Below are 19,003 nucleotides of genomic sequence, written 5' to 3'. Positions count from 1 at the left end.
ACACCATGGACCGCTTCTACATCGACGGCGCCTGGGTCGCACCGGCCGGCCGGGACACGATCCCGGTCGAGGACCCGACCCACGAGACGATCATCGACCACGTCCCGGCCGGCACCGCCGAGGACGTCGACCGCGCGGTGGCCGCGGCCCGGCGCGCGTTCCCGGCCTGGTCGGCCGCGGACCCGGCCGAGCGCGCCGCCCACCTGGACAAGCTGCACACCGTGCTGGCCGGCCGGGCCGACGAGATCGCCCGCACGGTCGCGCGCGAGCTCGGCACGCCGATGAAGGTGGCGACCGCGGTGCAGGCCGGGCTGCCGCTGGCCGTGCTGCGCAGTTTCGCGGATCTCGCCGCGCGAGCGCTGCCGGAGGAGACGATCGGCAACTCCACCGTGGTCCGCGAGCCGATCGGCGTGGTCGGCGCGATCACCCCGTGGAACTATCCGTTGCACCAGGTGGTGGCCAAGCTCGCGCCCGCGCTGGCCGCCGGCTGCACCGTGGTGCTCAAACCGAGCGAGGTCACCCCGCTGGTGGCGTACCTGCTCTTCGACGCGATCGACGCGGCCGGCCTGCCGCCGGGCGTGGTCAACCTGGTCACCGGCACCGGCCCGGTGGTCGGCGAGGCGATCGCGGCCCACCCGGACGTGGACATGGTCTCGTTCACCGGCTCGACCGCGGTCGGCGCCCGGATCAGCCACCTGGCCGCGGACCGGATCGCCCGGGTGGCGCTGGAGCTGGGCGGCAAGTCGGCGAACGTGATCCTCTCCGACGCGGACCTGACGAGGGCGGTCAAGGTCGGCGTCGGCAACGCGTTCCTCAACTCCGGCCAGACCTGCACCGCCTGGACGCGCATGCTCGTGCACCGCTCGCTCTACCCGGCCGCGATCGAGCTGGCCACCGCGACCGCCGCCGGATATCCGCTCGGCGACCCCTTCGCCGAGGGCACGCGGCTCGGGCCGCTCAGTTCCCGCAACCAGAAGGACCGGGTCCGGGGGTACGTGGCGAAGGGGCTCGCCGAGGGCGCCCGGCTCACCACCGGCGGGCTCGACGCGACCGTCCCGCCGACCGGCCACTTCGTGGCGCCGACCGTGCTGGCCGACGTGACACCGGACGCGACCGTGGCCCAGGAGGAGATCTTCGGCCCGGTGCTGTCGATCATCCCGTTCGCGGACGACGACGAGGCGGTCGCGATCGCGAACAACTCGCGGTACGGGCTGGCCGGCGGCGTCTGGTCCGGTGACGAGGAACGCGCGCTGCGGGTCGCCCGGCGGATGCGCACCGGGCAGGTCGACATCAACGGCGGCCGGTTCAACCCGCTCGCCCCGTTCGGCGGTTACAAGCGCTCCGGCCTCGGCCGCGAGCTCGGCCCGCACGGCCTGGCCGAGTTCCTCGAGACGAAGGCCATCCAGCGGTGATCGCGGCCCGCGGCCTGGTCGCGCGCGGCGCCGAGCTGACCGTGGAAGAGTTCCGCCTCGATCCGCCCGGCCCGGGTGAGATCGAGGTGGAGATCGGCGCGGCCGGCGTCTGCCACTCCGACCTGTCCATGGTCAACGGCACGCTCGCGCCGTCGTTCCCGCTGGTCCTCGGCCACGAGGCGGCCGGAACGGTGGTCGCGGCCGGCCCGGGCGTGGAACGCATGCGCGCCGGCGACCGGGTGGTGCTGAACTGGGCGCCGCCGTGCCGGGCGTGCTGGCACTGCACCCACGGCGAGCCCTGGCTGTGCGAGAACGCGGGTGCCCCGTCCACCCCGCGCGGCACCCTGCCGGACGGCACGCCGCTGCACGTCACGCTGGGACTGGGCGCGCTGGCCACGCGCGTGGTGATCCCCGCGCGGGCCGCCGTGCCGGTGCCGGACGCGCTGTCGTTCGCGGACGCGGCGCTGCTCGGCTGCGCGGTGCTGACCGGCTTCGGCGCGGTGCGCAACACCGCGGGCGTGCGGCCCGGCGAGTCCGTGGCGGTGCTCGGCCTGGGCGGCGTGGGCCTGTCCGTGGTCGGCGCCGCGCGCGCGGCCGGGGCCGGGCCGATCGTGGCGATCGACGTGTCGCCCGAGAAGGAGAAGCTGGCGCTGGCCGCGGGCGCGACGGACTTCCTGCTCTCGGACGACACGCTGAGCAGGGCGCTGCGCGGGCTGACCGGCGGGCGCGGCGCGGACGTGGTGGTCGAGTGCGTGGGGCGGGCCGCGACGATCCGGGCCGCCTACCGCGGTGCGCGCCGGGGCGGCCGGGTGGTCGTGGTCGGCATGGGCGCGCGGTCGGACATCGTGGAACTCTCCGCGCTGGAACTGTTCCACTCCGGCCGGACGCTGCGCGGCTGCGTCTACGGCTCGGCCGACTTCGACGTGGAGATCCCCCGGTTGGCGGCCGCGGTGCTGGACGGTTCCCTGGACCTGCGCCCGCTCGTCACCCATCACGCCACGCTGGACGACGCGCCCGCGGCGTTCGCCCGGATGAGCCGCGGCGAGGGCGCCCGCACCGTGGTCACGCTGTAGCCCTGTCCAAAAAACGCACCCGGCAGTCCACTGTCCGAAATTCCCATCAGCACTGGTTTTTCCCGACTATTTCGGGATATGACCGTTCGGGCGATGGGCGAGGAACCGGTCGACGCACGCACTGTCCGCCGATGCGGTGCGTAGTTGGGAGTTAGGTAGATCACAACAGTGCTACGTTAGAAGAAGATGGAGCTAGCAGCGGGGACATGGTGATGACAACAGTTGACGATCTGGCTGCGGAGGCGCTCTTCGTCTCCCACCTGCAGCCGTCGCAGCGCCCCACCTGCCAGGTGGTCCAGGCCGAAGTGACCCGGATGATCCTGCGCCTGGGCAGTGAGGGGTGTGCCGCCGTGATGGCGGCCGAGTTCGGCGACGATCCGGAGACCGCCGTCCGGCGGATGCTCTGGGTGCGCGACACGCTCGCGGTGGCCTATCCGGAGATCACCGCGCTACGTCAGGCGCCGGCGATCGCACGATGAGAGCCCGGCGCCCTCGGGCCGGTCACGGCGCCGAGGGCCGGGCTCGTCTCACGACCGCTCGCGACCCTTCCGCTTCGCCGGGCGGGGATTGATCCCCACGGACGGCATCTCGCCGTCGCGCCGCGCGGGCACCACCGGTGCCCGCCACGTACGGCTCTCCGGCGCATCTGCGTACGGCTGCATTCCGCCCCCTCGATTCCGTGGCCGGTCCGGCTCGACCGGCACCAGGAAAGACGCCGGCGACGCGGGTCAGGTTCCGGATGGCGACATCCGCCACTGCCGGGAACCGTACCGTCGCATCAATGGTTTGATCTTCGTCATGAGCGACACCCCAGCCGTACGCGCGGTCGCCGCCGCCGGCATCGCACACGAGGTCGTCACGCACGGACCGGTCCGGAGCCTGGCGGAGGCCGCGGTCGCGCGCCACGTCGAGGTGCACGACCTGGTGAAGACGATCGTGGTCCGGCGCGGCGACGACGACTACCTGTTCGTGCTGGTGCCGGGCGGCCGGGTGATCTCCTGGCCGAAGCTGCGCACGCTGCTCGGCGTCAACCGCCTCTCCATGCCGGACGCCGCGACCGCGAAGGACGCCACCGGGTACGAGCGCGGCACCATCACGCCGTTCGGCGCCACCACGGCCTGGCCGGTGATCGCGGACGAGCGGATCGTGGGCCGCCGGATCTCGCTCGGCGGCGGCGCCCACGGCACCGGGCTCACGCTGGCCGCGGACGACGCGATCGCGGCGCTGACCGCCACCGTCGCCGACGTCACCGATCCCGAACCGGCCCGCTGAACCGTCGCCGGCCCGCCGTCCGGACGCCGGCCACGTCGCCGCGCCGGCGCCGCACCGCCGTCCGCGCACCGGTGACGTCGCCGCCGGGCCGGACCACGCCGGGATCAGGACGCCTGGGCGGCGGTGTCCAGTGCGGCCAGGTCCTTCTCTCGGTCCGCCGCGATGCGGGCGGCGAGCGCGGTGGTCTGCGGGTCCGCGCCGACCTCGCTCTCGCTGCCGGAGACCATCGCGACCTGGGCCAGATAGTCGCGCAGCGACGTGGTGAAGCCCTCGTCGAACGCGGCGCCCCGCGCCTGGGACAGCGCGGTGACCTCATCCGGCGTGACCATGCCGGGCATGTTGTGGCCCTCGTGCGGGTTCACGTCCGGCAGCCCGGTGCGGGCCAGCAGCGCGCGCAGCTCGCCCGCCTCGGCGCGGTGCGTGTCGCGCAGCCGGGCCGCGAGGTCACGCAGCGGCTGCTCCCCGGCGCGCTCGGCCCCGATCTCCAGCAGCGGCACCAGCTGCTCGGTCATCGGGATCATCAGCTGGATCCAGGCCACGTCCGTACCGTTGAAGGTGGTCGCGGCCGTTGCCGCCACGCTCGGTGGCGGCAACGGGGCCGTCTCGGGCGCCGGACCGGAACATCCCACGGCAAGAGCCAGCACCGGTACGACGAGCGCCGTCCACGGCGCCATAGAGAGCGCTCTCATCGGGGCACAGTCTGGCGAGCGGTCCCGGAGCATGTCAACCTACTGCGAATTACGGTCGAGGACCAGACCGCCCGGACGCTAGCCTTCCGCCGTGAGCGGTGACTATCTCGACATCAACCGGCGGAACTGGGACGAGCGCGCGGGCCTGCACGTGGCCGCGCCCGGCTACCGCGTCGACCGGTTCGCGGAGGACCCGGCGTACCTGAGCGACGTCGTCCGGTTCGACCGGCCCCGGCTCGGCGACATCAGCGGGCTGGACGCGGTGCACCTGCAGTGCCACATCGGCACGGACACCGTCTCGCTCGCCCGGCTCGGCGCCCGGATGACCGGCCTGGACTTCTCCCCCGCGTCGCTGGCCGAGGCGCGGCGGGTCGCGGCGGGCGCGGGCGTCCCGGTGGAGTTCGTGGAGTCCGACGTCTACGGCGCGGTCGACGCGCTCGGCGGCGCCCGGTTCGACCTGGTCTACACCGGGATCGGGGCGATCGGCTGGCTGCCCGACATCCGGCGCTGGGCGCGCACCGTGGCCGGGCTGCTACGGCCGGGCGGCCGGCTGTTCATCCGCGAGGGGCACCCGATGCTGTGGGCGATCGACGAACGGATCGAGGGACCGGGGCTCGCGGTCGAGCTGCCCTACTTCGAGACGGCGGAGCCGCTGGTCTGGGAGGAGGCGGCGACCTACGTCGAGACCGGCGGGCGGACGCTGACGAACACGGTCACGCACAGCTGGAACCACGGCCTGGGCGAGATCGTGACCGCGGTGCTGGACGCCGGGATGCGGATCACCGGGCTGGTCGAGCACGACTCCGTACCGTGGGAGGCGCTGCCCGGCAGGATGCACCACGACGACTCGATCGGCGAGTGGCGGCTCACTGACCGGCCGGAGCGGCTGCCGCTGACGTACACGTTGCAGGCGCTCGCGGGCTGACGCCGCCGGAAGCGCAAAAACTCAGGTTCGGTGCCCGGCCGCCGTATGGATCCGCAGGGAACCGCGACGACTGGAGAGAGATGCGCGCAGCATGGTGGCGTGATGCTCCGCGTGGTTCCGCGGTCCGGCAGCTCATCGTCGGCTTCACCGTCCTGACCGTGCTGCTCGTGGTCGCCGGCGTCGTGCGGTGGGCCATGATCGGTCACCTGACCGCGTCCGCGCGCGTCCTCACCGAGACGATCTACCCGGCCGGCGCCGCGAACACCCGCGCGCTGCAGGCGCTGACCGACGCGGAGACCGGCATCCGTGGCTACCAGCTGACCGCGGACGCGCGCTTCCTGGACGCGTACCACCGGGGCTCGGCCGAGTTCGCGCCCGCGCTGGACGACGCGCTGAGCCACACCGACGACCCGACGCTGCGCCGGCTGCTGGAGACCGAGCGTGTGCTGGGCGAACGGTGGCTCACCGAGTTCGCCGCGCCGATCGCGGCCGGACCCGGCGGCCCCGCGGCCGTGAGCACGGCCTGGGACGCGGTCGGCAAGCAGTGGTCCGACCGGTTCCGCGCCGCGCACCGCGAGGCCGAGGTGTGGCTGACGAACAAGCAGGCTCAGGTGGTCCGCTCGATCAGCCGGCTGGTGCCGCTCGCGGAGGCCACCACGATCGTACTGACCCTGGTCAGCGTCGGTTTCGTGCTGGTCATGGCGGTCCGCGTGGTGCGCGGCGTCGGCATGCCGCTGTCCCACCTGACCCGCACGCTGCGCCGGCTGGCCGCGGCCGAGCACGGCGCCCGCGTCCGGGTGTCCGGCCCGGCCGAGCTGCGCGAGGCCGGCCTGTCGCTGAACACGCTCGCCGAGGAGAGCGACCGGTTGCGCCGCCTGCAACAGCAGCAGCTGGAGACCCGCGCGCTGGCCCGGGCGATCGGCGGCGCGATCGGTGACGCGCTGGAGACCGACGTGATCCTGCAGGAGGTCGTGGACCGCCTCGGCACCGCCATGCACGCCGACCGGGTCTGGATCCGGCTCGGCGGCCGGGCGCCGCGCGCGGCGCAGTGGCACCGGCCCGGACTGGAGCCGATGCTGCTCGACCGGGCCGCACCCGGCACGGATCTGAGCCGTCAGGTCGGCGTCACCGACGAGGCCCGTGGCGTGCTGACCGTGGAGCTGGACCCGCGCCGGGCGACCACCGACGACGACCGGCAGCTGCTCGACCTGGTCGTGGAGGACCTCAACCGGGCGCTGCACCACGCCGCACTCCACGCGCAGCAGCGCGCGGTGGTGGCCGAACTGCAGGCGCTCGACCGGCACAAGGACGAGTTCGTCTCCACCATCTCGCACGAGCTGCGGACGCCACTGACCAGCATCCAGGGCTACCTGGAGGCGATCCAGGACGACATGACCGCGATCCCGCCCGCCCAGCAGCGCATGCTCGGCGTGGTCGACCGCAACGCCCGGCGCCTGCTCAACCTGGTCGACGACCTGCTCACGCTCTCCCAGGTGGAGGCGGCCAGCTCGGAGCTGGAGAAGCGCCCGGTCCGCATCGCCAGCGTCGTCGATCTGGCCACCACCTCACTCGCGCCGGCGGCCACCGCCGCGAACCTGTCCTTCACCGTCGACAACCGCGCCCGGGACGCGCACGTGGCCGGCGACCCGGAGCTGCTCGAACGCGCGCTGCTGCACCTGCTCTCCAACGCCATCAAGTTCACCCCCGGGCCCGGTCACGTGACGATCCGGTGCGCCGTCCCGAGCGGCCGCCCCGACCACGTCGAGATCACCATCAGCGACACCGGCATGGGCATCCCCCGCGAGGACCAGGCGAACCTGTTCCGCCGCTTCTACCGCGCCGCGAACGCGAGCGAGCAGGCGATCCAGGGCTCCGGCCTGGGCCTCGCCATCACCCGCAGCATCGTCGAGGGCCACGGCGGCGACATCACCCTGGTCTCCGAGCTCGACCAGGGCACCCACGTCACGATCAGCCTCCCGGTCGCGCTCACGCCGGCGCTGATCTGACCGGATCCGCCGCCGGACCCCGCACGCGCAGCCGCACCGGAACCCACCGGCGCCGGCCCCGCGCGCCCGGCAACCCCGCGCGCCCGGCAGCCCCGCGCGCCCGGCAGCCCCGCGCGCCCGGCAGCCCCGCGCGCCCGGCAGCCCCGCGCGCCACGCGCTCGGGAGCCCGGCGCGGCGCGCGGCCGTCAGCCCGCGGCCGTGGAGAGCGCGGTGTGCACGTCCGCGTCGGTCAGCTGCGCGAAGTCGTCGTAGTACGCCCCGACCGCCCGGAAGTCGGCCGGGCAGTGCAGGCAGAGCACCGCGTCGGTCTCGGCGGCGAGCAGGTCGCGGGCCTCGGGCGTGCAGACCGGCACGGCGAGCGCGAGGTGGGCCGGGCGGTCCGCGCGCAGCGCCCGGACCGCGGCGCGCGCGGTGACGCCGGTGGCCAGCCCGTCGTCGACCACGATCACGACGCGGCCGCCGACCCGCGGGGACGGCCGGGTACCGCGGTACTCGACGAGGCGGCGGCGGGCCTCGGCGCGTTCCCGCCCCACGTCCGGTGCCAGGTCGGCCGGGGTGAGCCCGAGGCGGTCGAGCGAGCGCGGATCGAAGATCGGGTCGCCGGAGGCGGCGACGGCGCCGATGCCGAACTCGGGGTGGCCCGGTGCGCCGATCTTGCGGGCGACCGTGATGTCGAGATCGCCGCCGACGTGCCGGGCGATGAGCGCGGCCATCGGTACGCCGCCACGCGGGAGTCCCAGCACGAGTGGACGGCCCGGTGGCAGCGTCGCGAGGTGCTCGGCGACCGCGCCGGCGAGCCGGCGGGCGGCGTCGGCGCGGTCGGTGAACCGCATGGGCGTCAGCCCTTCCGCAGGTGGTCGGCGAACCAGGCCGCGGCGGCCGACGAGACCTGCTCCAGCGTGCCCTCCTCCTCGAAGAGATGGGTGGCGCCGGGGATCATCAGCAGGTCGGAGAGCGTGGTCAGCTGCGCGCGGGCGTCCCGGTTGAGCGCCATCACCTCGGGGTCGTGCTCGCCCACCACGAGCAGCGTCGGCGCGGCCACCTCGACCAGCGCGGGACCGGCCAGGTCGGGGCGGCCGCCGCGGGAGACGACCGCGCGGACCACGTCGCGGCGGGCGGCCGCGGCCACGAGCGCGGCACCGGCACCGGTGCTGGCGCCGAAGAGCCCGATCGCCGGCGGTACGTTCGGCTCGTGCTTGCCCTGGTCGGGCTGGCCTCGGCGCCAGTCCTGCGCGCAGATCCAGTCGATCACGCCGATCAGCCGGTCGGCGAGCAGCCCGATGTCGAAGCGCAGGTGGCGGTCGCGTGCGTCCGCGGCCGCCTCGTCCCAGGTGAGCAGGTCGGGCAGGATGGTGCCGAGCCGGTGGCGGTGCAGCTCGTCCGCGACGACCGTGTTGCGCGGGCTGTGCCGGGAGCTGCCGCTGCCGTGCGCGAACAGCACCACGCCGATCGCCTCGGCCGGCATCACGATGTCGGCGGCGAGGCGCACCCCGGCCGTGTCGATTCCCGTGGCGAGCGTCTGCAGACCCATGACCAACCCCCTGACCAGCGGATACGCAGGCGTACCCGGGGGTTGTGGGGATAAACGTCAAAGCCCGTAGGTTTTGCCGATGATGTCGCGCTGGATCTCGCTGGTGCCGCCGTAGACCGTGGAGACCAGCGCGGCGCGGACGTGGCGCTCCATGTCGAACTCGGTGGCGTACCCGTACCCGCCCATCATCTGCATGCCGTCCAGCGCGACCCGGCGGGCGACCTCGGTGGCCTTGAGCTTCGCCATCGACGACTGGCGGGGCAGCACGCGCGCGGGATCGCGGTCGACCAGCGCGGCGGTGCGGTGGACCAGCAGGCGGGTGCACTCGATCTCGGTGGCCAGGTCGGCGATCCGGTGGCGGAGCACCTGGAAGCTGCCGATCGGCCGGCCGAACTGCGTGCGCTCCCGAACGTACGCCAGGACGTCGTCGAATGCGCGGCGGGCGGTGCCGAGCATGACCGCGGCCAGGATCAGGCGCTCGACGTTGAGCCCGGCCATCAGCTGCTTCCACGCGGCGCCGGGCGTGCCGACCACGGCGTCCGCCCCGACCCGCACGCCGGTGAACCACAGGTCGTTGACCTCGCGGCCGCCCATCGTGTCGATGCCGCTGATCCGCAGGCCGGGCGCGTCCGCCGGGACCAGGAACATGGTGAGCCCGTCGTGGTCGCCCGGCGCGCCGCCGGTGCGCGCGACCAGCAGCACGGTGTCCGCGAAGTGGGCGTTGGAGCACCAGGTCTTCTGGCCGTCGATCACCCAGCCGTCGCCGTCCGGGATCGCCTTGCAGGCGAGCGCGGCGACGTCGGAGCCCGCGTCCGGCTCGGACATCGAGATCGAGAACGTGCGGCCACCCTCCAGCCCGGACCGGATCCGCCGCCGCTGCGCGTCGGTGCCGAACCGCTCGACCGCACCGGCGACGATCAGCGACGTGGTGTAGCCGCCGATCGGCAGCATGCCGTACGTCGTCTCCTCCAGGAACACGCACGCGTCGGCCATGCCGCCGGCGCCGAGCCAGCCGAGGCGCGCGATCCGCTCGTAGAGCTCCTGGTTGTGGGCGTGCGCGCCGCTGCCGGTCAGCTCGTCGCGGCGGGCCCGGGTGCCGGCCTCCCGGCGGCAGAACGCGCGGATCGCCCCGGCGAACGCCTCCCGCTCCTCGCTCAGCTCCACCAGATCGATGTTCATTGCCAGTCCCTTCCGCCACCACCAGGGGATTGACAACGAACGTAGCATATCAAATATCAAATCCAGGGGTACGTTTCCCCTGTTGGGAGAGGCATGTCAGGACCAGATGCCGAGCTCGTCCAGGTGCTTGACCAGCCGGTCCGCGCCGTCGACGAAGTGCCGGCGCATCACCGTGCGGGCCGCCTCCGGGTCGCGTGCGGCGAACGCGGCCAGCAACGCCTCGTGATCGGTGCGCATGCCGGCCCGCCAGCCCGGGTCCGCGGAGTAGAAGCGGGCCGGCGTGTATCGCGTCGCCGTGTGCAGGAACCAGCTGAGCTTGCGCGCCTCCGCGATCCGGTTCACCGCGCGGTGGAAGTCGAACTCGCGCGTCTCGACCTCGTCGGCCCGGCGGGTGCGGGCCAGCGCGCGGTCCATCAGGCTCAGCTGCGCCAGCTGCCCGTCGGTGATCCGGCCCGCGACGCGCGCGGCCAGCTCACCGGCGATCTCGCCCTGCAGCGCGAAGACGTCGCGGATGTCCTGCCGGGACAGCGGCGCGACCACGTAGCCCTTGCGCGGCTCCAGCTCCACCATGTCCTCGCCGCGCAGGTGCAGCAGCGCCTCGCGGACCGGCGTGATGCTGACGCCGAGCTGCGCGGCGACCTCCTCGAGGCGGATCCGGTCGCCGGGCCGCAGCTCACCGGACATGATCCGGGCGCGCAGCGCGGTCGCCACTTCCTCAGCCAGCATCCGCTTACATTACCAAATATCACTATATGGGGGTACGCGTGGCCGGACCGTTGCACGGGCTCAGGGTGGTGGAACTGGCCGGGATCGGACCGGCGCCGTTCGCCGCGATGCTGCTGGCCGACCTCGGCGCGGACGTGGTGCGCGTCGACCGCCCCGGACCCGGCTCGCCGCTCTCCGTCGACCCGGCCCGCGACCTGCTCAACCGCGGCAAACGCTCGGTGGTCGCGGACCTGAAGACACCGGCCGGCGTGGACCTGGTGCTGACGCTGGCCGCGCGCGCGGACGTGCTGATCGAGGGCTGGCGACCGGGCGTCGCGGAACGGCTCGGCGTCGGGCCGGACCCGGTGCTGGCGCGCAACCCGCTGCTGGTCTACGGCCGGATGACCGGGTGGGGGCAGGACGGGCCGCTCGCGCACACGGCCGGGCACGACATCGGCTACCTGGCGCTGTCCGGCGCGCTGCACCCGATCGGCCGGGCCGGCGGGCCGCCGCAGGTGCCGGTCAACCTGCTCGGCGACTTCGCGGGCGGCTCGCTCTACCTGGTCGTCGGCGTGCTCGCGGCACTGCGGTCCGGGCGCGGCCAGGTGGTGGACGCGGCCGTCGTCGACGGCGCGGCGCACCTGACCACGCTGCTGCACGGGCTGCTCGCGGCCGGTGCCTGGCGGGACGAGCGCGGCGTGAACCTGCTGGACACCGGCGCGCCGCAGTACGACGTCTACCGCACCGCGGACGGCGGTCACATGGCGGTCGGCGCGCTGGAACCGGCGTTCTTCGCGGAGTTCGTCCGGCTGCTGGGCGTGTCCGACGGCCCCGACCTGCGCGCCGACATCGCAACGGCGTTCGCCGGCCGTACCCGGGAGGAATGGGTGAAGGTCTTCGCGGGCAGCGACGCGTGCGTGGCGCCGGTGCTGTCCCTCCGCGAGGCCACCCGGGACCCGCACCTGGTGGCCCGGGGCACGTTCGTCGACCGGGACGGCGTGGTGCAGCCGGCCCCGGCGCCGCGTTTCTCCGCCACCCCGGCGTCGCTCGGCCGGCCGCCCGCGCTGCCCGGCGCGGACGCCGGCGACGTGCTGGCCGAGTGGGAGGCGTGATGCGGGCCGGGACGCCACCGGTCCACGCGGGCGGACCGCACCACCCCACGGACACGCTGATCGCGCAGGTGAAGGAGATGATGTCGTGAAGCGCGACATTTTCACGGAGGACCACGACGCGTTCCGGTCGCTGGTGTCGACGTTCGTGGCCAAGGAGATCGCGCCGCACCACGCGCGCTGGGAACAGGCCCGGATCGTCGACCGTGCGGTGTGGACCGCGGCCGGGCGGGCCGGGCTGCTCGGCTTCTTCGTGCCCGCCGCGTACGGCGGCGCGGACGTGGCCGACCTCCGGTACCACGCGATCCTGGCCGAGGAACTGGCCCGCGCCGGCGCGACCGGGCCGGCGTTCCCGCTGCACAACGACATCGTCGGGCCCTACCTGACGGCGCTGGCCACGGAGGAGCAGAAGCAACGCTGGCTGCCCGGCTTCTGCACCGGCGAGCTCATCACGGCGATCGCGATGACCGAGCCGGACGCGGGCAGCGACCTGCAGGGCATGCGCACCACCGCGGTCCGGGACGGCGACGACTGGATCCTCAACGGGCAGAAGACGTTCATCAGCAACGGCATCATCTCCGACCTGGTGATCGTGGCCGCGCGCACCGACCCGGCGGCCGGCAGCCACGGGATCAGCCTGCTCGTGGTCGAGCGCGGCATGGACGGTTTCACCCGCGGGCGCACGCTCGACAAGATCGGCCAGCACGCGCAGGACACCGCGGAACTGTTCTTCCAGGACGTCCGGGTGCCCGCGGCCAACGTGCTCGGCGAGCCCGGCATGGGATTCGCGTACCTGATGCGGAACCTGCCCGCGGAACGCCTCTCGATCGCGGTCGCTGCCATGGCCGCGGCCGAGGAGATCTTCCGGATCACGCTGGACCACTGCCGGGAACGCGAGGCGTTCGGCCGGCCGATCGGGCGGTTCCAGCACAGCCGCTTCCTGCTCGCGGAGCTCGCCACCGAACTGCGACTCGGCCGCGTCTTCGTCGACCGCTGCCTGGTCACGCCGGACCTGAGCGCCGTCGACGCCGCGATGGCGAAATGGTGGACCACCGAACTCCAGCAGCGTGTCGTCGACCGCTGTCTGCAGTTGCACGGAGGGTACGGATACATGCGCGAGTACCCGGTCGCCCGGGCCTTCCTCGACTCGCGCGTCCAGACCATCTACGGCGGCACGACCGAGATCATGAAAGAGGTCATCGGCCGGTCGCTGGGACTGTAGGGGGCTGTCATGCGCGATCGGCACCGCTGGCTGCACCGGATCGCGCGCCTCGATCCGGTCCGCGACCACGTCGAGATCCACCGCATCTCCGCCGGATTCGAATTCCCCTGGGACTACACGCGGGCGCTGGAGTTCGCGCTGTTCCGCACGTACTGCGTACCCTCGATCTCCGCGCTGCTCGCCGCCACCGGCGAATTCCGGCGGCGACCGCAGAAACGGTACGACGACACGGCACTGCTGATGGCGGAGATCGCCGCGCACGGGTACGACTCGCCGCGCGGCCGGTCCGCGCTGCGGGTCATCAACCGCGCGCACGGCCACTACGCCATCTCGAACGACGACATGCGGTACGTACTGTCCACGTTCGTCCACGACCCGATCGACTGGATCTCCGCCTACGGCTGGCGGCCGCTGCACCCGCACGAGAAACTCGCGGCCTACCACTACTACCGCGCGGTCGGCACGCGCATGGGCATCCGCGACATCCCCGGCACGTTCGACGAGTTCAAGACCTTCAAGCAACGGTACGAGGAGAGCCACTTCGTCTTCGCGGCGAGCAACCGGGAGATCGGCGACCACACGATCGCGCTGTTCGCGAGCTGGTTCCCGGCCCCGCTGCGGCCGGCCGCCCGGGCCGGGGTGCGCAGCCTGCTGTCACCGGAGATGCTGCGCGCGTTCGGCATGCGGCCGGCGCCGCCGCTGCTGGGCGCGGCCGTGCGCGCCGCGCTGCACGGGCGGGCGTACGCGCTCCGGTTCTTCCCGGCACGCACGGAGTCGGCGCTGGCCCGGATGCCGGGCAACCGGACGTACCCGGGATATCCGGCCGGATACCACCCGGCGGACCTCGGCGCGCCGCCACCCGGCCCGGACGTCCCGGCGCACTGCCGGCGCGCGACACCGTCCCGGCCGAGCCCGGAGACACCGGGCGGCTGACCGGCGTATCAGACCGGCATACCATCGCCGGATGGGTACCAGCCCCGACGCCCCCGCACCGGACGTCCACCCGCCCACCGCCGATCCGGCACCCGCTCCCACGACGCCGCACGGACGCCCGGCTGCGGCCTCCGCCGCACCGGATGGACCTCGGGCCGCCGAATCCGCGGCGCCGGACGCACGTCCGGCCGCCGGTTCCGCGGCGCTGGATGAACGTCCGGCCACCGGTTCCGCGGCGGCAGACGCCCGGGCGGCCGCCGGTTCCGCAGCGGCGGATGGTCGTCCGGCCGCCGGTTCCGCGGAGCCGGACGGTCGGGCGGCCGCCGGTTCCGCGGAGTCGGACGGGCGGGCGGCCGGTGGCGACGGGTCGGTCGTGACGGTGGTCGAGGTGCCGGCCGGCGTGCGCGTCGGCCACTGGACGGGCGACGGTACCGGCGTGACCGTGATCCTGCCGCCGCCCGGCACCGTCGGCTCCGGCGAGGTGCGCGGCGGCGCACCCGCGACCCGGGAGTTCGAGCTGCTCAGCCCGGAACGGATGGTGGACCGGGTGGACGCCGTCGTGCTCTCCGGCGGCTCCGCGTTCGGCCTGGCCGCCGGGGACGGCGTGATGCGGGCGCTGCGTGCCCGCGACGAGGGCTTCCCCACCGCGTACGGCCCGGTCCCGATCGTGATCGGCATGTCCGTCTTCGACGCGTCCGTGGCCACCACCCCGCCCGACGCCACCGCCGGCCGCGCCGCCCTCCGCCACGCCCTCGACACCCCGCCCGCCCCCGCCCCGGTCGCCGGGGGCGACGCGATGCCGGGGGATGCCGGCGGTGCGGCGACCGCGGCGATCCGGGTCGGCCGGGTCGGTGCGGGCACGGGCGCGATGAGTGGGCGGTGGCTCGGCCGCCAGGACCCCGGCGGATTCGGCGCCGCCTCCGCGCGCGACGTCAGCGGCGCCGTCGTGACCGCGTTCGCCGTGGTCAACGCGCTCGGCGTGATCATCGCTCCGGACGGCTCACCCCTGCTCACCGCACCACCGAACGACGAGACCCCACCCACCGGCACCCCGCGGCCGCCCTCGGACGCCGCACCCACCGACAACCCGCCACCGGCGCCCGGCACCACGCCCACCGGCGATCCGCGGCCGCCGTCGGACGCCGCACCCACCGACAACCCGCCACCGGCGCCCGGCACCACGCCCACCGGCGATCCGCGGCGGCCGTCCGGTGACGGGGCCGGCGGCGGCGCGACGCGCGCGCCCACCGGCGGCGTGACGCGGCCGTTCGGTGCCTCGTCCGGCCGGGAGAACACCACGCTCGTCGTGGTCGTCACGGACGCGAAGCTCACCAAGGGTGAGTGCCTGCTGCTGGCCCAGAGCGGCCACGACGGCATGGCGCGTGCGCTCCACCCGGCACACACCCGCTTCGACGGTGACGCGGTGGTCGCCCTCGCCACCGGCTCCGCCGTCCCGGCCGGCGACAACGACCTCGACACGATCCGCGCCACCGCGATCACGGTCGTCGCCACCGCGATCCGCACCGCGGTCCCCCGGCCCGGCCCCGCGGTGTGACGACCCGGCCGGCGACACAGCCCGGCGCCACCCACCGCCCCGCGATCCACGCCCCCATCGCGCTCTCGACCAGCGGCACCGGCGGCCCGCTCGCGCCGGCGCCGCCAGTGGCCGCACCGGCCACCTACCCGTGCCCGCGCCGGCCAGGACCGGCGGCACCGGCCGATGCGCCGCGCCGAACAGCACCGGCCGCACACCGCTGCCTCCGGCAACCGCACCGGCCGTCTACCGGCGCCCATTCGGCACCGCGGCACCCACGCACGCCGCCGGCACCCACCCGAAGCCCGCCGGCGGAGCCGCACCGGCCCCTCGCCGAACCATCCGGCACCGGCCACCGGCGCCGGCGCCCACTCACGCCCTCGGCAGGGCCACCGCGTCGGCCGCTCGCTCGCGCCGCGTACCGGTGGAACAGGCTTTTCGGGCGCCGTGCGTCGGGGCCGGTGGGTGGGGGAGAGTTGGTGTGCGACGGCGGCGATGTATGCATGAGGAGACGGGTGACGGCGGAGGGAGGCGGGCGGATGCGGGTGGAAGCCAGGGCGCCGCGGCGCGGGTCGGTGGTCTGGCGGTACTTCGGCGATGCCCGGAACATGCTGCTCGGGCCGCCGCTGCTGGTGCTGCAGGTGGCGCATCCGGTGGTCGGCGCGGGCGTGCTGCAGCACTCGAACTACCGGGAGGAGCCGTGGCAGCGCCTGGTCCGCACCTACCTGTCGCTCTCCACCGTGATCTACGGCGGGCAGCGGGGCGCCGAGCGGGAGACCGCCCGCCTCCGCCGGCTGCACGAGACGATCAGGGGCGTCGACGATCAGGGCCGCCGCTATCACGCGCTCCACCCGGAGGCGTACCTGTGGGTGCACGCGACGCTCGTCCAGGGTGGCGTGGACGCGCACCGGACCTTCGGCCGGCCGCTGACGGACGCGCAGACGGCCGAGTACTACGCGGACATGCGCCAGGTCGGGCTGCTGCTCGGGCTGCGCGAGCACCATCTGCCCGCGGACTGGGCGAGCTTCCGCGCGTACTACGACGAGCGCGTCCTGAACCGGCTCGAGGACAACCAGGCCGTGTGGGACGTGATCGACAGCGTCCGGCACCTGAAGAAGCCGCTGGCCGTGATCCCCTCCTTCGTGTGGCGTCCGGTCGGCGCGGGTGCCGGGCGGCTCGCGCACCTGGTGCTGGTCGGCGCGCTGCCCGAGGTGCTGCGCGACCGTCTCGGCCTCACCTGGTCGCCGGAGCAGGAGCGCCGCCTGCGCCGCTTCGCCCGCGTCGTCCGCGGCACCATGGCCCTGGTGCCGCCACCGCTGCGGACGGCAGGCGGCCGCATGGCGGCACGGATCGTGACGGCGCGCGCCGACCGCCGGGAACGGCACGACCCGCCGGCCGGCCACGACCGGGCACCGGCGCGTCTTCCCGCCGGTTGACGGCCGGCCCGCGCGGCCCGGGAAGGACCGGGCCGCACGGGTGACCGCCGCCGGGCTCAGGTGTCGGACGCGGTGGCGTAGAGCGCGTCGATGGCCGCGGTGTGCTGCTCGATGACGACGCGGCGGCGGAGTTTCAGGGTCGGGGTGAGCTCGCCGGACTCGGGGGTCCACGCGGCCGGCATGATCCGGAACGCCTTGACCTGCTCGGGCCGGGAGAGTTTGGCGTTGGCCGCGTCGACCGCCGCGGTGATCTCCGCGTGCAGCAGCGGATCGGCGGCGAGGGCGGCGATCGACGTGTCGGGCAGGCCCTTGCCGCGGGCCCACATCGGCGCGATCTCCTCGTCCAGCACGATGAGCGCGGTCACGTACGGCCGTCGGTCGCCGATCGCCACGGCCTGGCCGATCAGCGGGTGGGCGCGCAGCAGCGACTCGATCTGGGCCGGCGAGATGTTCTTCCCACCGGAGCTGATGATCAACTCCTTCTTCCGGTCGGTGATCGTCAGGAATCCGTCGTCGTCGAGCACGCCGACGTCGCCGGTCGCCAGCCAGCCGTCCGCGTCCGTGATCGGCTCGACGCCGCCGGCGGCCGTGAGGTAACCGGAACAGATCAGCGGCCCGCGGACCAGGATCTCCCCGTCGTCGGCGATGCGCAGCTCCATGCCCGGGTTGACCCGCCCGACGCTGCCGGTGCGGAACGCCTCCGGTGTGTTGATCGTGCAGGTGCCGGTGGTCTCGGTCATGCCCCAGACCTCGAACACGTCGATGCCGAGACCGGCCAGGTAGAGCAACGTGGACACCGGGATCGGCGCGGCACCGCTGCCCGCCCAGACCAGCTCGTCCAGCCCGAGCCGGGCGCGCACCGGGCGGAGCACGGCCGCGTCGAGCGCGGCGACCCGGGCGGCGAGCTCCGGCGGGACCGGCGAGCCGGCGGCGCGCAGCCGGTAGCTCTCCAGCGCCGCGGTGCTGGCGGCGTCGAACGCGGCGCGGACGGCCTCCTCGGCCGCGGCGACCTGTGCCTGCACCCCGGCCACCATCTTCTCCCAGACGCGGGGCACGCCGAAGAACGAGATCGGCCGGACCGCGACCAGCGCGGCGAGCAGCTGCCTCTGGTCGGGGCAGATGGTGACGTGGCCGGCCCGGTAGAGCGGGTAGTAGATGCCGAGTATCCGCTCCGCGATGTGCGCCAGCGGCAGGTAGGCCAGCGATCGCGCGTGGTCGGGCGTCGGCACCGTGTCCTCGATGAGCACGCACTGGTAGACCAGGTTGTGGTGGGTGAGGACCACGCCCTTCGGGTCACCGGTGGTGCCGGACGTGTAGAGCATCGTGGCCGGCGCCTCGGGCGGCACCTCGCGCCAGCGTTTCTCGAACGCGCCCGGGTCGGCCCGGTGCGCGGCCGCGCCGGTGGACTCCAGCTCCGCGAGCGTCACCACGCGCCCGTCGGCGGAGCCCCGGCCGGCGACCGTGACCACGGCCCGGATCGTGGGCACCTCGGCGAGGATCGGCGCCCACCGGGCCAGTTCGGCGTCACCCTCCAGCACCACGATCGCGGCGCCGCTGTGCCGGGCGAGGTAGCGCAGCTGGTCGGGGCTCAACGTGGCGTACACCGTGGAGGGGATCGCGCCGAGGTGGACGGCGGCGAGGTCGAGGATCCAGTGCTCCGGTCGGCTCGACATGTTGATCAGCATGCGGTCGCCGGTGTCGAGGCCGAGCGAGCAGAGACCACGGGCGGCGTGGGTGACCCGGTCGCGCAGCGCCGACCAGGTGAGCGTGCCGTCGGCCGCGCCGAGCGCGGTCAGCGCGGGCCGGTCGCCGAACTCGGTGGCGTTGCGGTGCAGCAGCAGCGGAACGGTCAGACCGCGCGCGGTCCCGGCACAGCGGGCGGCGCGGTCGGCGGGGGGAGAGTGGTCGCTCCGGTCAGGGGCGGGCGGCTGGGGCATGACGGCCTCCTTCGCCGGGCCGTGCGGACCGGCGTCGCGG

General features: G+C 74.3%; 17 protein-coding genes. 11 read left to right on the top strand and 6 right to left on the bottom strand.

What is annotated here, in order from left to right; translation table 11 throughout:
- The first annotated feature begins 5 nt into the window (after positions 1-5).
- The 4 genes from J2S44_RS28510 to J2S44_RS28495 all read left to right on the top strand — a co-directional run bounded on the left by J2S44_RS28510 (position 6) and on the right by J2S44_RS28495 (position 3,757).
- Positions 6-1,412 carry an aldehyde dehydrogenase family protein gene (locus J2S44_RS28510; protein ID WP_310420187.1) on the top strand — a complete coding sequence of 469 codons (1,407 nt, stop codon included), beginning with the start codon at positions 6-8 and terminating at the stop codon, positions 1,410-1,412.
- Positions 1,409-2,485 carry a zinc-binding dehydrogenase gene (locus J2S44_RS28505; RefSeq protein WP_310420185.1) on the top strand — a complete coding sequence of 359 codons (1,077 nt, stop codon included), beginning with the start codon at positions 1,409-1,411 and terminating at the stop codon, positions 2,483-2,485. The genes J2S44_RS28510 and J2S44_RS28505 overlap by 4 nt, the downstream gene beginning before the upstream one ends.
- Before the next feature lie 212 nt (positions 2,486-2,697).
- Positions 2,698-2,964 carry a hypothetical protein gene (locus J2S44_RS28500; protein ID WP_310420183.1) on the top strand — a complete coding sequence of 89 codons (267 nt, stop codon included), beginning with the start codon at positions 2,698-2,700 and terminating at the stop codon, positions 2,962-2,964.
- 319 nt (positions 2,965-3,283) lie between these two features.
- On the top strand, positions 3,284-3,757 hold the full coding sequence (locus J2S44_RS28495) for an aminoacyl-tRNA deacylase (protein WP_310420181.1): 474 nt from the start codon (positions 3,284-3,286) through the stop codon (positions 3,755-3,757).
- Positions 3,758-3,861: 104 nt separating this feature from the next.
- On the opposite strand, the gene J2S44_RS28490 is transcribed toward J2S44_RS28495, so the two are convergent.
- Positions 3,862-4,446: a DUF305 domain-containing protein gene (locus tag J2S44_RS28490; RefSeq protein WP_310420179.1), complete on the bottom strand. Its 585-nt coding sequence runs from the start codon at positions 4,444-4,446 to the stop codon at positions 3,862-3,864.
- Between the two features lie 91 nt (positions 4,447-4,537).
- Between J2S44_RS28490 and J2S44_RS28485 the strand changes: the two genes are divergently transcribed.
- On the top strand, positions 4,538-5,371 hold the full coding sequence (locus tag J2S44_RS28485; RefSeq protein WP_310420176.1) for a class I SAM-dependent methyltransferase: 834 nt from the start codon (positions 4,538-4,540) through the stop codon (positions 5,369-5,371).
- An 80-nt stretch (positions 5,372-5,451) separates the two neighbouring features.
- Entirely contained in the window at positions 5,452-7,377 is a 1,926-nt protein-coding gene (locus J2S44_RS28480) for an ATP-binding protein (RefSeq protein WP_310420174.1), read from the top strand.
- Positions 7,378-7,562: 185 nt separating this feature from the next.
- Here J2S44_RS28480 and J2S44_RS28475 read toward each other — a convergent pair whose 3' ends face one another.
- The 4 genes from J2S44_RS28475 to J2S44_RS28460 form a co-directional block, all read right to left on the bottom strand.
- The gene (locus tag J2S44_RS28475; protein WP_310420172.1) at positions 7,563-8,210 is read right to left on the bottom strand and encodes a phosphoribosyltransferase; all 648 of its coding nucleotides are present in this window, start codon (positions 8,208-8,210) and stop codon (positions 7,563-7,565) included.
- 5 nt (positions 8,211-8,215) lie between these two features.
- On the bottom strand, positions 8,216-8,908 hold the full coding sequence (locus tag J2S44_RS28470) for a dienelactone hydrolase family protein (RefSeq protein ID WP_310420170.1): 693 nt from the start codon (positions 8,906-8,908) through the stop codon (positions 8,216-8,218).
- A gap of 57 nt (positions 8,909-8,965) precedes the next feature.
- Entirely contained in the window at positions 8,966-10,087 is a 1,122-nt protein-coding gene (locus tag J2S44_RS28465) for an acyl-CoA dehydrogenase family protein (protein ID WP_310420168.1), read from the bottom strand.
- A gap of 96 nt (positions 10,088-10,183) precedes the next feature.
- A complete protein-coding gene (locus tag J2S44_RS28460) occupies positions 10,184-10,813 on the bottom strand; it encodes a GntR family transcriptional regulator (RefSeq protein ID WP_310420166.1) in 630 nt (209 codons plus the stop codon).
- Between the two features lie 26 nt (positions 10,814-10,839).
- On the opposite strand from J2S44_RS28460, the gene J2S44_RS28455 reads away from it, so the two are divergent.
- From J2S44_RS28455 to J2S44_RS28435, 5 genes are all read left to right on the top strand, one after another.
- The gene (locus J2S44_RS28455) at positions 10,840-11,904 is read left to right on the top strand and encodes a CaiB/BaiF CoA transferase family protein (protein WP_310420164.1); all 1,065 of its coding nucleotides are present in this window, start codon (positions 10,840-10,842) and stop codon (positions 11,902-11,904) included.
- 85 nt (positions 11,905-11,989) lie between these two features.
- Positions 11,990-13,123, top strand: a complete 1,134-nt coding sequence (locus J2S44_RS28450) for an acyl-CoA dehydrogenase family protein (protein WP_310420162.1) — start codon at positions 11,990-11,992, stop codon at positions 13,121-13,123.
- Positions 13,124-13,132: 9 nt separating this feature from the next.
- Complete coding sequence (locus J2S44_RS28445) at positions 13,133-14,056, top strand: oxygenase MpaB family protein (RefSeq protein ID WP_310420160.1); 924 nt, start codon at positions 13,133-13,135, stop codon at positions 14,054-14,056.
- Positions 14,057-14,429: 373 nt separating this feature from the next.
- On the top strand, positions 14,430-15,611 hold the full coding sequence (locus tag J2S44_RS28440; RefSeq protein ID WP_310420158.1) for a P1 family peptidase: 1,182 nt from the start codon (positions 14,430-14,432) through the stop codon (positions 15,609-15,611).
- 494 nt (positions 15,612-16,105) lie between these two features.
- Positions 16,106-17,026, top strand: a complete 921-nt coding sequence (locus J2S44_RS28435) for an oxygenase MpaB family protein (RefSeq protein ID WP_310420156.1) — start codon at positions 16,106-16,108, stop codon at positions 17,024-17,026.
- Positions 17,027-17,082: 56 nt separating this feature from the next.
- Here the strand turns inward: J2S44_RS28435 and J2S44_RS28430 are convergent, their stop codons facing one another.
- Positions 17,083-18,963, bottom strand: coding sequence for an AMP-dependent synthetase/ligase (locus J2S44_RS28430; protein WP_310420154.1), 1,881 nt, complete (start codon positions 18,961-18,963; stop codon positions 17,083-17,085).
- Between the last annotated feature and the right edge of the window lie 40 nt (positions 18,964-19,003).

The sequence above is a fragment of the Catenuloplanes niger genome (assembly GCF_031458255.1).
Taxonomy (GTDB): domain Bacteria; phylum Actinomycetota; class Actinomycetes; order Mycobacteriales; family Micromonosporaceae; genus Catenuloplanes; species Catenuloplanes niger.
Note: the sequence above shows the minus strand (reverse complement) of the source record. Positions and strands in the feature narration are given on the sequence as shown.

Coding starts and splice junctions, on each gene's coding strand:
- J2S44_RS28510 (WP_310420187.1), top strand. CDS start 6: ATGGACCGCTTCTACATCGACGGCGCCTGGGTCGCACCGGCCGGCCGG.
- J2S44_RS28500 (WP_310420183.1), top strand. CDS start 2,698: ATGACAACAGTTGACGATCTGGCTGCGGAGGCGCTCTTCGTCTCCCAC.
- J2S44_RS28495 (WP_310420181.1), top strand. CDS start 3,284: ATGAGCGACACCCCAGCCGTACGCGCGGTCGCCGCCGCCGGCATCGCA.
- J2S44_RS28490 (WP_310420179.1), bottom strand. CDS start 4,446: ATGAGAGCGCTCTCTATGGCGCCGTGGACGGCGCTCGTCGTACCGGTG.
- J2S44_RS28480 (WP_310420174.1), top strand. CDS start 5,452: ATGCGCGCAGCATGGTGGCGTGATGCTCCGCGTGGTTCCGCGGTCCGG.
- J2S44_RS28475 (WP_310420172.1), bottom strand. CDS start 8,210: ATGCGGTTCACCGACCGCGCCGACGCCGCCCGCCGGCTCGCCGGCGCG.
- J2S44_RS28470 (WP_310420170.1), bottom strand. CDS start 8,908: ATGGGTCTGCAGACGCTCGCCACGGGAATCGACACGGCCGGGGTGCGC.
- J2S44_RS28465 (WP_310420168.1), bottom strand. CDS start 10,087: ATGAACATCGATCTGGTGGAGCTGAGCGAGGAGCGGGAGGCGTTCGCC.
- J2S44_RS28460 (WP_310420166.1), bottom strand. CDS start 10,813: ATGCTGGCTGAGGAAGTGGCGACCGCGCTGCGCGCCCGGATCATGTCC.
- J2S44_RS28455 (WP_310420164.1), top strand. CDS start 10,840: ATGGGGGTACGCGTGGCCGGACCGTTGCACGGGCTCAGGGTGGTGGAA.
- J2S44_RS28445 (WP_310420160.1), top strand. CDS start 13,133: ATGCGCGATCGGCACCGCTGGCTGCACCGGATCGCGCGCCTCGATCCG.
- J2S44_RS28430 (WP_310420154.1), bottom strand. CDS start 18,963: ATGCCCCAGCCGCCCGCCCCTGACCGGAGCGACCACTCTCCCCCCGCC.